We start from the raw sequence: 15366 nt of genomic DNA, 5'->3' as shown, positions 1-15366 counted from the left end.
TGGGACAGAAATCGGTCATTCGTTAGAATTCGATTTCGTCGTCCCACCTCCGCACAGTTGAGTGGGGCTGTAAAAGCTGATGAAATCAGTGTAGTAGAACCCACTCAACCACTGCGTCTTGCTCGACAATCCAAAAATAATTGAGAGGCTAGGACTTTTGTTCCAGCCTCTTTTTTGGGTTCAGAGTGGCTATTTTAAACCCTGTCGCTAAAACGTATGAATATTACTTTTTGGGGGATTTGGGTGTATCATCTGTTATTTTTCTTGTAAATCCATCTATAATTTGCTATAATTGTGACTAATCGAATCAATCCTTTAATACTGTCCAGAGAGGCAGGCAAGGAGCTATGGAAATGAAAGGCCTGGGAAGACCAGCCTATATTTTGTGTATCTCCTTGTTGTGGGGGATTTTTTTGTATAGTTGAAAAGTGGTTTGATAAAAAAGAAATCGTCGATGATGGAAGTAGGGAGTGCATCCTTACGATTTGGTCGTCGAAGGTAGACGTTTTTGTTCAGCCATAGCTTGTCGCATCTTAATTTTAGGAGGTTTTTACGATCGTGAATGACGTTAAATATGATGTGAATGATATGCCAAAACCTGGTTTATTGGTTGGTTTATCTTTCCAGCATTTGTTTGCCATGTTTGGGGCGACAGTGCTGGTGCCGATTTTGGTTGGGATTGATCCTGCCATTGCTTTGTTCTCATCTGGTTTGGGGACCTTGGCTCACTTGACAGTGACTAAGTATAAGATTCCTGCTTATATGGGGTCTAGTTTTGCTTATATTGCTGCTATGCAGATGTTGATGAAGACAGATGGAATCGCAGCAGTTGCCCAAGGTGCCATGGCGGGTGGTTTGGTCTACTTGTTTGTAGCTCTGATTGTTAAGCATGCGGGTAAAGACTGGATTAATAAGGTCCTTCCACCAATCGTGGTTGGTCCCATTATCATGGTAATTGGTTTGAGTCTTGCGGCGAATGCAGTCACTGATGCGACAACCTTAAATAAAAGCTATAGTGGTTATGCTCTATTGATTTCGATGGTGACCCTCTTTGCGGTTATCCTCTTTAACATGTATGGCAAGAAGATTGTCGGTGTCGTCCCAATTTTACTTGGATTAATTGTGGGCTATATTTTCTCATTGGCTCTTGGTTTGCTGACAGGACATAGTTTTGTCAATTTCTCAGAGGTAAGTGCGGCGCATTGGATTCAAGTTCCAAACTTTGACATTCCATTTGTGGATTATAGTTTTAAGCTCTATCCAAGTGCGATTTTGACCATGGCTCCGATTGCCTTTGTGACCATGACGGAACATTTTGGCCACCTCATGGTTTTAAATAGTTTGACTGAGCGTGATTACTTCAAGGATCCAGGGCTTGACCATACGCTTACTGGTGATGGCTTGGCACAGATTATTGCTGGATTCTTTGGAGCTCCTCCGGTAACTTCTTATGGGGAAAACATTGGGGTGATGGCCCTTAGTAAGGTCTACTCAGTTTACGTTATTTCAGGCGCAGCAGTGATTGCGGTTGTCATGAGCTTTATTGGGAAGCTATCAGCACTCTTGCACTCTATTCCAACTCCTGTATTGGGAGGTTTGTCTATTGCCCTCTTTGGGGTTATCGCTGCTAGCGGTTTGAAAATTTTAGTTGAACATAAGATTGATTTTGATAATAAAAAGAATCTCTTGATTGCAAGTGTGATCTTGGTATCAGGGATCGGTGGTTTGATGATTGACCTCGGTGGTCTTCAAATCACTGGTGTCGCAACGTCAACCATTCTTGGGATTGTGTTGTATCAAATCCTTCCAGAACCAAAAGCTGATGAGGCTTAGTCCATTCTGGTGTTGAAAAAGTTTTAATGGATTCAATCATCATAAAAAACGAGGAACAGACTCTGATGGCAGAGCTGGTGTTCCTCGTTTTTTTATTGTGGATTGGATTTCCAAAGAGGCATTCCTTCATTAGTTGACTGCATTTTTAAAAAGGCAATGCTTATTATCGTGGCGGAAGGCCAAGGGCGATGCGCCCGTATCGGCTGATTCGTGTAATTTTCCATGCGGGTGACCAAGTCACTTCAACCTTGACATCTTCGATCCCCTCAATTTCTTTTAGGCGAGCGACGATTTCGATCGGAAGGCTCTCAGCACAGCTACAAGCCGTATCGGTGAAGGTCATGACCACCTTGCAAGTACCGGCTTCATCTAGATGGATCTCGTAGATCAGTCCTAGGTTATAGACGTCTAACTCAACATCGGTATCAAATACAAGCTCCAATTGTTCGATTAACGGCTTCTCTAGTGCCAGGGCGCGGTCATTGATTTTGATATCCTCTCTCATCGCAAGATCCTTTCAGTGTAGTATGGCTTCCATTTTCTCATAATTCGGCTGATAAGGCAAGAAGAGAAAGAGAATTTGAACGTGTCGAACGAAGGAAATTCGGTCCAGTCTCCATTTCTCTTCGAATTTGTGGTAAAATAGAGGCAAAAGTAAGACAAAGGATGAAGGCTATGAAATTACAAAAACCAAAAGGGACCCAGGATATCCTTCCTGGCGATTCAGCGAAATGGCAATATGTAGAAGGCTTTGCACGCAAGGTCTTTGCGCGATACAATTATGATGAAATCCGCACACCGATCTTCGAACATTATGAAGTCATCAGCCGTTCAGTAGGGGATACGACGGATATCGTTACCAAAGAAATGTATGACTTCTATGACAAGGGAGACCGTCATATCACGCTTCGTCCAGAAGGAACAGCTCCTGTTGTCCGCTCGTATGTAGAAAATAAACTCTTTGCGCCTGAGGTACAAAAACCAAGTAAGTTCTATTACATAGGCCCAATGTTCCGCTACGAACGTCCTCAAGCAGGTCGTTTGCGTCAATTCCACCAAATTGGGGTAGAATGCTTTGGATCGAGCAATCCTGCAACGGATGTCGAAACCATTGCCATGGCAGCGCAATTCCTGAAAGAACTAGGGATTGATAATGTGACCTTGCACTTGAACACCTTGGGAAGCCCTGCTAGTCGTCAGGCTTATCGTCAAGCCTTGATTGATTATCTCTTGCCAATGAAGGATCAATTGTCTAAGGACAGCCAACGTCGCTTAGAAGAAAATCCGCTTCGTGTCTTGGATTCAAAAGAAAAAGAAGACAAGGCCGCGGTTGAACAGGCTCCTTCCATCCTAGACTATCTTGATGAAGAAAGCCAAGCGCATTTTGATGCGGTTCGTCGGATGTTAGAAGATTTAGGTGTAGCCTATGTCATCGATACCAATATGGTGCGTGGCTTGGATTACTACAACCACACGATTTTTGAGTTCATTACAGAAATTGAAGGCAATGAATTGACAGTTTGTGCGGGTGGTCGCTATGATGGTTTGGTTGAATACTTCGGTGGCCCTGCGACAGCTGGTTTTGGATTTGGTATCGGTGTGGAACGGATCCTTCTCGTTCTTGAAAAGAAAGGCATTGAATTACCGATCGAAACAGGCCTAGATGCCTATATTGCCGTCCTAGGAGATGAAGTCAATGAAGCAGCGCTTAGCTTGGTTCAGGCCCTTCGAATCCAAGGTTTCAAGGCAGAACGTGATTACCTTGGACGCAAGCTCAAGGCACAATTTAAGTCAGCAGATGTCTTTGCGGCCAAAGCCTTGATTACCTTAGGAAGTAGTGAAGTTGAGAGCGGTCAAGTTACTGTGAAAAATAACCAAACTCGTCAAGAAGTGACGGTAGCTCTTGAAAGCTTGAAGAAAGACTTCCCATCTGTCTTAGCAGAGTTGGGATTGGCCTAATCGAGCTTGAAGGACAAGTATAGACAAAATTTATCTGGGAGTAGGGGCAAAATGGTTGCTCCTGCTCTCTTTTATCTTGATTCTGTTTGCCGACCTTTGCCAAGATTTGGCGAAAAGCCGTTAAATTTTCTGACATTTATGATATAATGAGAAGACTACTAGTAAAGGAATGAAACAGTCATGACATTAGTTTACCAATCAACACGAGATGAAAAAAATACTGTAACAGCTAGTCAAGCCATCCTTCAAGGTTTGGCAACAGATGGCGGCTTGTTTACTCCGGTCTCTTATCCTCAAGTGGAGCTAGATTTTAACACCCTCAAAGACGCTTCTTACCAAGAAGTGGCTAAGCTTGTATTGTCAGCCTTTTTGGACGACTTTACGGCAGAAGAATTGGACTACTGTATTTCTCATGCCTATGACAGCAAGTTTGATACGCCAGCCATTGCTCCGCTTGTCAAACTCGATGGCCAATACAACTTGGAACTTTTCCATGGTTCAACCATTGCCTTTAAAGATATGGCTTTGTCGATCTTGCCTTACTTTATGACAACAGCAGCTAAAAAGCACGGTCTGGAAAATAAAATCGTCATCTTGACAGCGACATCAGGGGACACTGGTAAAGCTGCCATGGCAGGTTTTGCCGATGTTCCAGGGACAGAGATCATTGTCTTTTATCCAAAAGATGGTGTCAGCAAGGTGCAAGAATTGCAAATGACGACTCAAACGGGGGACAATACCCATGTCATCGCCATCGATGGAAACTTTGACGATGCCCAAACCAATGTCAAACACATGTTCAATGATGTGGCGCTCCGTGAAAAATTAGCAGCCAACAAGATGCAATTCTCATCAGCCAACTCTATGAACATTGGTCGTTTGGTGCCTCAGGTTGTCTATTACGTATACGCCTATGCGCAATTGGTGAAGACAGGCCAAATCACAGCGGGAGAAAAAGTCAACTTTACCGTCCCAACAGGAAACTTTGGAAATATCTTGGCAGCTTTCTATGCCAAACAAATCGGTCTTCCAGTTGGGAAATTGATCTGTGCGTCAAATGAAAACAATGTCTTGACAGACTTCTTCAAAACACATGTCTATGATAAGAAACGTGAGTTCAAGGTGACCACTAGCCCATCGATGGATATTTTGGTCTCTTCAAACTTGGAACGCTTGATTTTCCACTTGGTAGGCAATGATGCCACAAAGACCAAAGAATTGATGGAAAGCCTTGTTGCAACAGGTCAGTACCAATTGTTCAACTTTGATGCAGACATCTTAGATTTGTTTGCGGCTGCATACGCAGATGAAGCAGAAACTGCTGCAGAGATCAAGCGGGTCTATGAAGCGTCTGATTACATCGAAGACCCTCATACAGCCGTAGCATCAGCCGTTTATCAAAAATACCGGAGCCAAACAGGAGATACTGCTAAAACAGTCATTGCCTCTACAGCAAGTCCTTATAAATTCCCAGTGGTAGCAGTAGAAGCGGTGACAGGCGAGACAGGTCTAGGTGATTTCGAAGCCTTGGCTAAATTACACACACTCTCAGGTGTTCCTGTGCCACCGGCTGTAGACGGCCTTGAAACTGCACCGGTTCGCCATCGTACAAGCGTGGCAGCCAAAGACATGCAAGCAGCCGTAGAAGACTACTTGGGACTTTAATTCTCTGTATTAGAAAGATCAAAAGAGCCGTTTGGCTCTTTTATATACGCATGAATTCATACAAAAAAATCTTAAATATCGCCCTTCCTGCCATGGGTGAAAATTTCTTACAAATGCTGATGGGTATGGTGGACTCTTATTTAGTGGCTCACCTGGGCTTGATTGCCATCTCGGGTGTTTCTGTCGCAGGCAATATCATCACCATCTATCAAGCCATCTTTTTGGCACTGGGTGCGGCAGTTGCCAGTGTCATGTCCAAAAGCTTGGGTGAAAAAAATCAAGCCAACATTGCCTACCATGCGACAGAGTCACTAAAGGTGACCTTGTTGGTGAGTGCTCTCTTAGGAGGGGCTTCGCTGTTGTTTGGACGCCAGATGATTTCGCTGTTGGGAACGGAAGCTGCAGTCGCCGAAAGTGGGGGGATTTACCTTTCCTTGGTCGGCGGGACCATTGTTCTCTTAGGATTGATGACGACCTTGGGCTCCTTGGTTCGGGTGGCCAACAATCCACGTATTCCCATGTATGTCAGCTTGTTGACCAATGTTTTGAATGCTTTATTCTCCTCTGTGGCTATTTTCCTTTTTGGTTGGGGCATTGTCGGAGCAGCTTTGGGGACTGTGCTAGCCCGTCTGGTTGGGGTCATCCTCTTGTGGCAAAAAGTCCAGTTACCCTTTGCCCCCCTTCGTTGGGGATTGGATCGTAAGCTCTTGAACTTAGCGCTTCCAGCTGCCGGAGAACGGCTGATGATGCGAGCTGGAGATGTGGTGATCATTGCGATCGTGGTTGCTTTTGGGACTGAGGCAGTCGCCGGAAATGCCATCGGAGAGACCTTGACCCAGTTTAACTACATGCCGGTGTTTGGAGTGGCCACAGCGACGGTCATGCTCGTAGCACGAAGCCTCGGTGAAGGGGATTTTGAGCAGATTGACCGCCTTCGAAAGCAGTCTTACTGGCTGTCCTTTGTATTGATGTTGCCCATTGCTCTGGGTATCTTTTTCGGGGGCACCCTTCTGACCCATCTCTACACACAAGATGCGAAAGCGGTAGAAGCTAGCCTATCGGTTGTCCTCTTTTCTTTGTTAGGAACACCCTTTACAGCAGGAACAGTCATCTATACTGCTGTTTGGCAAGGCTTAGGAAATGGGGAACTTCCATTTTATGCAACGACCATTGGCATGTGGGTCATTCGAATTGGAGCCGGTTATCTGCTTGGAGTAACCCTTGGCTTTGGCCTTCCAGGGGTCTGGACAGGGACCTTGCTGGACAATGGCTTTCGCTGGCTGTTTTTGAGCCAACTTTATAGACGAAAAGTAGGAGAGAGAAAATGACAAAACGAGCTTTTATTTGGGATTTGGATGGCACCTTGCTGGATTCCTATGATGCTATTCTGGCGGGTCTTGAGGAGACCTATGCATCTTATCAGCTTCCGTTTGACCGAGCCAGCATTAAAGACTACATCTTAAAGCACTCGGTTCAAGATCTTTTAGTCGAGGTGGCAGCAGAGCATCAACTGGATGTGACTGACTTAAATCTTCGCCGAGCAGAAAGTCTAGCAGAGAAAAATGCCCAGGTCCTTCTGATGGAGGGGGCGCGTGATGTCCTGTCCTGGGCGAAGGATGCTGGTATAGAACAATTTGTCTATACCCATAAGGGAGAGAATGCCTTGGTCATCCTACGGGACTTGGGTTTGGAATCTTTTTTTAAAGAGATTTTGACCAGTCAAAGTGGTTTTGCACGCAAGCCTAACCCAGAAGCAGCCATTTATCTGATGAAGAAGTACGGGTTGCATCCGGAAAAGATCTACTATATTGGGGATCGGAGCCTGGATATTGACTTTGCAAGAAATAGCCAGATTCAGAGTATCAATTTCTTGACGTCTGACTATGAAGGTAATTATCAGATGGAAAGTTTACTAGATATTCCAGCTATTTTAAACGCTGAAAAGAATCTGTAAAGAGATTGTTTTCATTTTGAAATAAAGTCGTAAGCTTTCTTTAAGAAATGTCCGCTATAATAGAACCATAAACAAAGACCTCCTAACTTTGTTTAGAAAAATCCTAAAACTTTTCTTTTTCATAATAATCTCCCTAAGAGTCGCCCAATCAGGCGGCTTTTTTTGTGCGAAAAAACAGTGCCAGCTTTTTTTCTTGCCCGGATGGAAGAAAAAGTTTATGATTGACTAATCAATTATTGATGCATCAAAAATAATTTGGAGAAGGAATATGGCAGAAATAAATGATTTGCTCTACCAACTACGTTTGGCAGATCAATCGACTACACAGCTATTTGAAAAGCGACTAGGGATTAGCTTAACACGTTATCAAATTTTGCAGTATTTATTAGAACAAGCACCTTGCAATCAGATCGCGGTTCAGGAACGTTTACAGATTGATCCAGCGGCTTTAACCCGGCATTTCAAAATATTGGAAAGGGAAGGGTTTGTCCATCGGAGTCGAAATCCAAAAAACCAGCGGGAAATTGTAATTCATTTGACGGATATGGCCTATAATCGGTTGGTCAAACATCCCCCTCGCTATCATGTGGCAGTGAAAGATCAGATGAGCCGCATTTTGACTGCTCAAGAACAAGAGCAATTTTCTTACCTGCTGGACAAATTAGTATCTGGTATTGAACAAATAACGATTGAATAAAAAGGAGAATCTACGATGTCATTACTAACAATTGTTTTAGCAAGTCTTGCTGCACTGGAGCATTTATACATATTTTATTTGGAGAGTATCCGAACCACATCTGATACCACCAGTCGGGTTTTCAACATGGAGAAAGAAGAACTCGCTCGTCCATCTGTGACCTCTTTATTTAAAAATCAAGGGATATACAATGCCTTGATCGGTGTCTTCCTCTTGTATGGATTGTTTGTGTCCAAAAATATTGAAGTCGTTACGATTTTTGTGCTCTTTATTATTGGAGCAGCGGCTTACGGTGCGATGACAGCCAATAAAAAGATTATCTTGACTCAAGGCGGTCCTGCAATTTTGACTTTGTTGAGTATCCTATTTTTGGGATAAAAAAGACGTTTCGCTAGGGATCTTTTGGCTGATTTTATTAAATAAGTATAGAAAAAAGTATAAAAAAAGACTAAAAATTTTATTGACTTTCGAAGAAAAAGGGTTATAATGGTAGCAACAGAAAAGTAATGAGTCGGCTATTTTCAGGGAGCTTGTGGGAATTGCGAACAAGCAATAGCGACTGATGAAAATTGGACTGTTATGATCAATGAATTCTAACCCATGTGAATTCGGTTGGCACCCCTTACCGTGCAACTCCTTGATAGAGGAGATAGAGATATGGGGAAAGACCAGCTATTTTTCCCTATAAAAGAGGTGGCACCGCGGACACTACGCCCTCACACAGTTTTTGTGTGAGGGCTTTTCTATGTGCCTTAGCAAGCGAAGAGAGCTTAGGCACATTGATCCCAAAGAGATAATTGAACGTATGATGACCCAGCTAGCCTTAGCCAGCTGAATTCATTAGAATAAAAGAGTTCTAGAAGAGAGGTTTCTGATATGAAAAAAGTTTTATCTGCTGATGTTTTGAGTCCAATTTTGGCTTATATGCGTTTGGATGCGCCCCATAAAATGATTTTGGAGTCGATCCCTCGTGAAAAAGAGAATGCGCGTTTTTCAATTGTAGCCTATCGGCCAGTCAGTGAAGTCAAGTTTGAACATGGCATTCTCTATTACAATGATCAAATTGTTGAAGAGGATCCTTTGGACTTTTTGAACCGCATCACGGTCAAAACGAAAACTTCTGAAGAGCTCCCTTTTAACGGTGGGGCGATTGGATTTGTCGGCTATGACTTGATTGGTCTCTATGAGAACATTGGCTCCATTCCTGAAGATACGATCGGCACACCAGATCTTCACTTTTTCTTATATGAGAGCTATGTGATTTTTGATCACAAAAAGGAAAAGGTCTATGTGGTGGAAGAGAACCTCTATAGTGGGCGAAGTGAAGCAGAGCAAGCGTCGAGTCTGGAGCAAGTGTTAGAGCAGTTGGCAAGACCTGCAAAGGAAGAGTTTCAGGACAAGGATCTGCATGCGCTTCATTTCCACAATCATTTGGAGCAAAAAGAGTTTGAAGAAATGGTGGCCCTAGCGCGGGACTATATTCGAAAAGGAGATATGTTCCAATGCGTGCTCAGTCAACGTTTTTCAGCTGATTTTTCAGGGAAACCATTGGATTATTACCGCAATTTGCGCGTGACCAACCCTTCGAATTATCTCTACTTTTATGATTTTGGGGAGTACCAAATTATCGGGGCCAGTCCAGAAAGTCTGGTGTCAGTCAAGGACCGAGTGGTGGCAACTAATCCCATTGCTGGTACACGTCCCAGAGGGATTGATGAAGAGGCTGATCGGCAATTGGCAGCTGAGTTGACAGGGGATCCAAAAGAAGTCGCAGAACACCGCATGTTAGTGGATCTAGGGCGAAACGATATTGGGCGTATCGCTCAAAATGGGACGGTCGAAGTGACCAAATATATGGAAGTGGAATTCTTCCGTTATGTCATGCACCTGACCAGTGTTGTCAAGGGGCAATTACTTCCGGGGCTAGCCTCCATTGAGGCTCTGAAGGCAACTCTTCCAGCTGGAACCGTTTCGGGTGCTCCGAAAATCCGAGCCATGAAGCGGATCTATGAAGCAGAGAAAGAGAAACGAGGCGTCTATGCGGGAGCTATTGGCTATCTCTCTGTGACGGGGGATCTTGATTTTGCTATTGCCATTCGAACCATGATCCTCAAAAATAAGAAGGCTTATGTGCAGGCCGGAGCAGGAATCGTTTATGATTCGATTGCTGAAAATGAATACCAAGAAACCGTCAATAAGGCAAAATCGATGACAAGGATTGGAGAAGAAGGATGATTTTATTAGTCGATAATTACGATTCATTTACTTACAATTTAGCACAGTATATCGGAAAATTTGATGAGGTCCAGGTGCTTCGAAATGATGATCCGGATCTGTACCAAGTTGCCCAAGAAGCAGATGCCTTGGTCTTTTCTCCAGGTCCAGGTTGGCCAAAGGATGCGGGCAAGATGGAGGAGATGATCCGAGATTTCGCAGGGATCAAACCAATCTTGGGGATCTGCTTGGGACATCAAGCGATTGCGGAAGTTTTTGGAGGGCGCTTGGGATTGGCGCCACAGGTCATGCATGGCAAACAAAGCCAGATCCAGCTAGAAGCTCCCTCTCCTCTATACGCGGGTGTCGCAAAAGAAGTCCCAGTCATGCGCTACCATTCGCTGACGATTGAAGACATGCCAGAGGATTTTGTCATTACCTCTCGGACGACGGATGATCAAGCAATTATGGGAATTCAACACCGCAGCTTACCGATTTATGGTTTCCAATACCATCCAGAAAGTATCGGGACGCCAGATGGGCTCAAGACCATCGAAAATTTTGTCAAACTAGTCAAGGAGCGGAAGATGAAACAAGTGCTTGCTAAAGTAGCGGAAGGAATGGATCTAACCGGTGCAGAGTTAGAAGCTGCTATGGAGGAAGTCGTTGCTGGTCGTGCTTCAGAAGCGCAGGTGACGGCCCTGCTTCTAGGCCTCAAAATGAAGGGGGAAACTGTTGAAGAACGGACGGCTATTGCAAAAGTGATGCAGGCTTATGCAGTCGCTATTCCTACAGAAGTTCAAGGAGCGATGGACAATTGTGGAACTGGGGGCGATCGTTCTTATAGTTTCAATATTTCAACAACAGCTGCCTTTGTTCTCGCTGGCGGTGGTGTCAAGATGGCGAAACACGGAAATCGCTCGATCTCTTCTAAATCTGGTTCTGCGGATGTGCTAGAAGCGCTAGGGATTAACCTTGATTTGGGTCCAGAAGACTTGGGACGAGTGTTTGAAAAATCGGGCATTGTCTTTCTATTTGCCAAAAATTTGCACCCTGGCATGCGCTATATTATGCCCGCTCGCTTGGCGCTAGGGGTCCCAACGGTGATGAACTTAACTGGTCCTCTTATCAATCCGATTCCTCTAGAAACCCAGCTATTGGGAACCAGTCGTCCGGATATGCTGGAAAGTACGGCAGAGATTCTAAAGAATTTAGGAAGGAAACGCGCAGTGGTGGTGAGTGGTCCACAAGGTTTGGACGAGGCAGGTCTTGATGGGGAAACCCAGCTCGCTATTCTGGAAAATGGACAGGTTACCTTATCCAGCTTTCAACCAAAAGATATCGGAATGGAGCGCATTGAAATTGATCAAGTACGTGGTGGAGACGCCAAACGCAATGCGGAAATTTTGCTCAGCGTCTTGAAGAATGAAGCGAGTCCCTTCTTAGAGGTGACTGTCCTGAATGCTGGCCTTGGTTTTTATGCCAATGGCAAGGTAGATTCTATCAAGGAAGGGATTGCCTTGGCACGTGAAGTGATTGCCAGTGGGGCTGCCCTTGAGAAATTGAGATTATTACAGGAGTATCAAAAATGAGTCAAGAATTCTTACCAAAGATTCTAAAGGAAAAGGCGCGTGAAGTGGCTGCGATGAAAGAAGAGGAGCTCCAACCTTTGCGCGAGACCTACCGCCTGTATGATTACCTAAAGAGCCATCCAGAAAAGCTTCAGGTCATTGCGGAAGTGAAAAAGGCCAGCCCGAGTCTGGGAGATATTCATGTCGATGTGGATATCGTCGCGCAGGCTAAGACTTACGAAGAAAATGGGGCCGTGATGATTTCTGTCTTGACCGATGAAGTGTTTTTCAAGGGCAGTATCGAGTATCTCCGCGAAATATCTAGTCAGGTGCGTATTCCCACCCTCAACAAAGATTTCATTATGGATGAAAAGCAACTGATTCGGGCGCGAAACGCAGGGGCGACTGTGATCTTGTTGATTGTTGCAGCCTTATCAGAGGCTCGTCTGAAGGAGCTCTATGAGTTTGCGACCCATCTGGGCCTGGAGGTCTTGGTGGAGACCCATAATCTGACAGAACTAGAGGTCGCTCACCGGATTGGGGCTCAGATCATAGGGGTCAATAATCGCAACTTGGTGACCTTTGAGACAGATCTTCATACTAGCCTTGAATTGGCGACAAGCTTTGAACAAGAACCGGTTTACATCTCGGAGTCTGCTATTTTCACAGCAGCAGATGCGCGTATGCTGGCTCCTTATTTTAATGGCATTCTCGTTGGGACAGCCCTCATGAAGGCAGACAATGTGGCTGAAAAAGTAAAGGAGTTGCAGATTGACAAAGGTTAAAATTTGCGGATTGTCCACTCCAGAAGCCGTGCAGACGGCTGTTGAAGCCGGTGCGGACTACATTGGTTTTGTCTTTGCACCAAGCAAACGGCAAGTCACGTTGGAACAAGCTCGGCAGTTGGCTACAGGGATTCCAAAGGGGGTTCAAAAAGTCGGTGTTTTTGTATCGCCACAAAGAGAAGAAGTGGAGCAAGCTTGCCAAGTTGTGGGTTTGGACCTGATACAAGTGCATGGACCGATGGATGAAACCATCTTGCAAGACCTTCCCCAACAAATGATTCGCGCTGTTCAAGTGGGGAAAGACGCGACTCTTCCTGAGACCAGTGCCGATTATCTGCTCTTTGATGCTCCTGTAGCAGGAAGTGGAGAGACGTTTAACTGGCAAGAACTCGAAAGTCAAAACGTTACAAAGCCTTTCTTTATTGCAGGAGGCTTGACGGAAGACAATGTAGCAGATGCCATTCGCTTCTTTCATCCTTATGCGGTGGATGTATCCAGTGGGGTCGAGACAAATGGAAAAAAAGATCAAGAAAAAATAAAACGATTTATAGAAAGGGTCAAGCATGGCATATAAACAACCAGATCAAAACGGATTTTATGGGCGGTTCGGGGGACGATTTGTTCCTGAAACCTTGATGACAGCAGTTTTAGAATTAGAAGAAGCCTACAGAGAAAGTCAAGCAGATCCTTCTTTTCAAGCAGAATTGGATCAGCTTCTGAAACAATATGTCGGTCGGGAAACACCGCTCTATTACGCTAAAAATCTTACCAAGTATGTCGGTGGAGCCAAGATTTTTCTTAAAAGGGAAGACCTCAACCACACAGGGGCTCATAAAATTAATAATGCCCTAGGACAGGTTTTATTGGCACATCGGATGGGCAAAAAGAAGATCATCGCAGAAACAGGGGCCGGACAGCACGGTGTTGCAACGGCAACGGCTGCTGCTTTATTTGATATGGAATGCACCATCTACATGGGGGAAGAAGATGTCAAACGCCAAGCCCTCAATGTCTTTCGGATGGAGTTATTGGGCGCCAAGGTTCAATCAGTAACAGATGGGTCACGTGTCCTCAAGGATGCGGTCAATGCTGCTCTTAGAGCCTGGGTAGCAAATGTGGAGGATACCCACTATATCATGGGTTCTGCTCTAGGACCTCATCCATTCCCAGAAATTGTCCGTGATTTTCAAAGTGTCATCGGTCGAGAAGCCAAACGCCAATTTGCAGAGCAAAATGATGGTGCGTTGCCAGATGCCGTCCTAGCCTGTGTAGGAGGCGGATCGAACGCTATTGGGCTCTTTTATCCTTTTGTTGAGGATACATCTGTTGCCATGTATGGGGCGGAAGCTGCTGGCCTTGGAGTAGATACAGACCAGCATGCAGCAACCTTGACCAAGGGGCGTCCCGGAGTCCTTCACGGCGCATTGATGGATGTGTTACAGGATGCCCATGGACAGATTTTAGAAGCCTTCTCGATTTCGGCAGGTCTCGATTACCCTGGGATTGGGCCAGAGCATTCTTATTTCCATGAAATCAAGCGGGCAACCTATGTGCCTGTGACAGACCAAGAAGCCCTAGAAGCCTTTCAATTGCTTTCGAAAGTAGAAGGAATCATTCCAGCTCTGGAATCGAGCCATGCTATCGCCTATGCGGTGAAGTTGGCCAAGGAAATGGGGCCTGAAAAATCTATGATCGTTTGCTTATCAGGACGTGGGGACAAAGATGTGGTACAAGTCAAAGACCGCCTAGAACAAGAGAGAGGAGAGTAAGATGGGAAAGACCTTAACAGAGCATTTACAAAAGCTGAAAGACCAGCAGCAAGGGATCTTTGTTCCTTATATCATGGCAGGAGATCATGAAAAAGGCTTGGAAGGTTTGCAGGAAACCATCCAATTTTTGGAGGAGCTTGGTGTCTCAGCCATTGAAGTTGGCATTCCTTTTTCAGATCCGGTGGCAGATGGCCCTGTGATTGAAGAGGCGGGACTAAGAAGTTTAGCCCATGGGACGACGACACAGGAACTGGTACAAACGATCCAGCACTTAGAGACAAGTGTTCCTTTGGTCATCATGACCTATTTCAACCCCTTGTTCCAATATGGGCTTGAAAACTTCTTTAGAGATGTAGAAGGAACAGCGGTCAAGGGAGTGATTATTCCGGATCTTCCTCATGAGCATGCAGATCTGGTAGAGCCTCTCTTAGTGGATAAAGACATCGCTTTGGTGCCGCTAGTGAGCTTAACCACAGGAATCGAGCGTCAGAAGAAATTGATCCATGATGCAGAAGGATTTATCTATGCCGTTGCTGTCAATGGAGTGACGGGGAAAGCTGGTAGCTATCGAGATGACTTGGACCATCACTTGGCCCAATTACACGAAATAGCGTCCATTCCTGTTTTAACAGGTTTTGGAGTTTCCAGCATGGAGGATGTTCACCGTTTCAACAAGGTCTCAGATGGAGTGATTGTGGGGTCCAAAATCGTTAAGGCTCTCCACCAAGGGGAGACAGACGCCATCGCTCGTTTTATTTCTCAAGCAGTGAAGGGCTAGAAGCTTCATTTCATTCATCATCAGCTTGATTCTCCTAGATCAAGCTCTTTGTCTACTATTTTAAACATTCCCCTCGTTTGTCTTTACAAACGAGGCTTTCTCGTTACAATAGAGGTAGTAACAAGAAAAGAGGAGAAGAGA

14 protein-coding genes and 1 pseudogene are annotated in these 15366 nt (G+C 44.9%); 14 read left to right on the top strand and 1 reads right to left on the bottom strand.

The window, feature by feature from the left end; translation table 11 throughout:
- The first annotated feature begins 558 nt into the window (after window positions 1-558).
- Complete coding sequence (locus ADI76_RS05635; RefSeq protein ID WP_049515068.1) at window positions 559-1833, top strand: uracil-xanthine permease family protein; 1275 nt, start codon at window positions 559-561, stop codon at window positions 1831-1833.
- A 163-nt stretch (window positions 1834-1996) separates the two neighbouring features.
- Here the strand turns inward: ADI76_RS05635 and ADI76_RS05630 are convergent, their stop codons facing one another.
- Window positions 1997-2338 (bottom strand): metal-sulfur cluster assembly factor, encoded by a 342-nt coding sequence (locus tag ADI76_RS05630; RefSeq protein ID WP_049515067.1) that lies wholly within the window; start codon window positions 2336-2338, stop codon window positions 1997-1999.
- Window positions 2339-2508: 170 nt separating this feature from the next.
- Here ADI76_RS05630 and hisS point away from each other — a divergent pair, with 170 nt between their 5' ends.
- The 13 genes and pseudogenes from hisS to trpA all read left to right on the top strand — a co-directional run bounded on the left by hisS (window position 2509) and on the right by trpA (window position 15225).
- Window positions 2509-3792, top strand: a complete 1284-nt coding sequence (gene hisS, locus ADI76_RS05625) for a histidine--tRNA ligase (protein WP_003010893.1) — start codon at window positions 2509-2511, stop codon at window positions 3790-3792.
- Between the two features lie 180 nt (window positions 3793-3972).
- Window positions 3973-5457, top strand: coding sequence for a threonine synthase (gene thrC, locus ADI76_RS05620; RefSeq protein WP_049515066.1), 1485 nt, complete (start codon window positions 3973-3975; stop codon window positions 5455-5457).
- Window positions 5458-5507: 50 nt separating this feature from the next.
- Entirely contained in the window at window positions 5508-6785 is a 1278-nt protein-coding gene (locus tag ADI76_RS05615) for an MATE family efflux transporter (protein ID WP_049515065.1), read from the top strand.
- Window positions 6782-7411, top strand: a complete 630-nt coding sequence (locus ADI76_RS05610; RefSeq protein ID WP_049515064.1) for an HAD-IA family hydrolase — start codon at window positions 6782-6784, stop codon at window positions 7409-7411. The genes ADI76_RS05615 and ADI76_RS05610 overlap by 4 nt, the downstream gene beginning before the upstream one ends.
- Window positions 7412-7679: 268 nt before the next feature.
- The gene (locus tag ADI76_RS05605) at window positions 7680-8108 is read left to right on the top strand and encodes a MarR family winged helix-turn-helix transcriptional regulator (protein ID WP_049515063.1); all 429 of its coding nucleotides are present in this window, start codon (window positions 7680-7682) and stop codon (window positions 8106-8108) included.
- A 15-nt stretch (window positions 8109-8123) separates the two neighbouring features.
- Complete coding sequence (locus tag ADI76_RS05600) at window positions 8124-8486, top strand: DUF1304 domain-containing protein (protein WP_049515062.1); 363 nt, start codon at window positions 8124-8126, stop codon at window positions 8484-8486.
- A 498-nt stretch (window positions 8487-8984) separates the two neighbouring features.
- Complete coding sequence (gene trpE / locus ADI76_RS05595; RefSeq protein WP_049515061.1) at window positions 8985-10343, top strand: anthranilate synthase component I; 1359 nt, start codon at window positions 8985-8987, stop codon at window positions 10341-10343.
- Window positions 10340-10900 (top strand): annotated as a pseudogene (locus ADI76_RS11700) (aminodeoxychorismate/anthranilate synthase component II); the annotation flags it as partial. The gene trpE and the pseudogene ADI76_RS11700, both read left to right, overlap by 4 nt.
- 9 nt (window positions 10901-10909) lie before the next feature.
- Entirely contained in the window at window positions 10910-11914 is a 1005-nt protein-coding gene (gene trpD, locus ADI76_RS11695) for an anthranilate phosphoribosyltransferase (protein ID WP_049515069.1), read from the top strand.
- Window positions 11911-12678: an indole-3-glycerol phosphate synthase TrpC gene (gene trpC, locus ADI76_RS05585; RefSeq protein WP_049515060.1), complete on the top strand. Its 768-nt coding sequence runs from the start codon at window positions 11911-11913 to the stop codon at window positions 12676-12678. The genes trpD and trpC overlap by 4 nt, the downstream gene beginning before the upstream one ends.
- Window positions 12665-13252, top strand: coding sequence for a phosphoribosylanthranilate isomerase (locus ADI76_RS05580; protein ID WP_049515059.1), 588 nt, complete (start codon window positions 12665-12667; stop codon window positions 13250-13252). The genes trpC and ADI76_RS05580 overlap by 14 nt, the downstream gene beginning before the upstream one ends.
- Complete coding sequence (gene trpB / locus ADI76_RS05575; RefSeq protein WP_049515058.1) at window positions 13242-14447, top strand: tryptophan synthase subunit beta; 1206 nt, start codon at window positions 13242-13244, stop codon at window positions 14445-14447. The genes ADI76_RS05580 and trpB overlap by 11 nt, the downstream gene beginning before the upstream one ends.
- Window position 14448: 1 nt before the next feature.
- Complete coding sequence (gene trpA / locus ADI76_RS05570) at window positions 14449-15225, top strand: tryptophan synthase subunit alpha (protein WP_049515057.1); 777 nt, start codon at window positions 14449-14451, stop codon at window positions 15223-15225.
- Window positions 15226-15366: the final 141 nt, after the last annotated feature.

Source organism: Streptococcus parasanguinis, from assembly GCF_001074805.1.
GTDB lineage: Bacteria > Bacillota > Bacilli > Lactobacillales > Streptococcaceae > Streptococcus > Streptococcus parasanguinis_A.
Note: the sequence above shows the minus strand (reverse complement) of the source record. Positions and strands in the feature narration are given on the sequence as shown.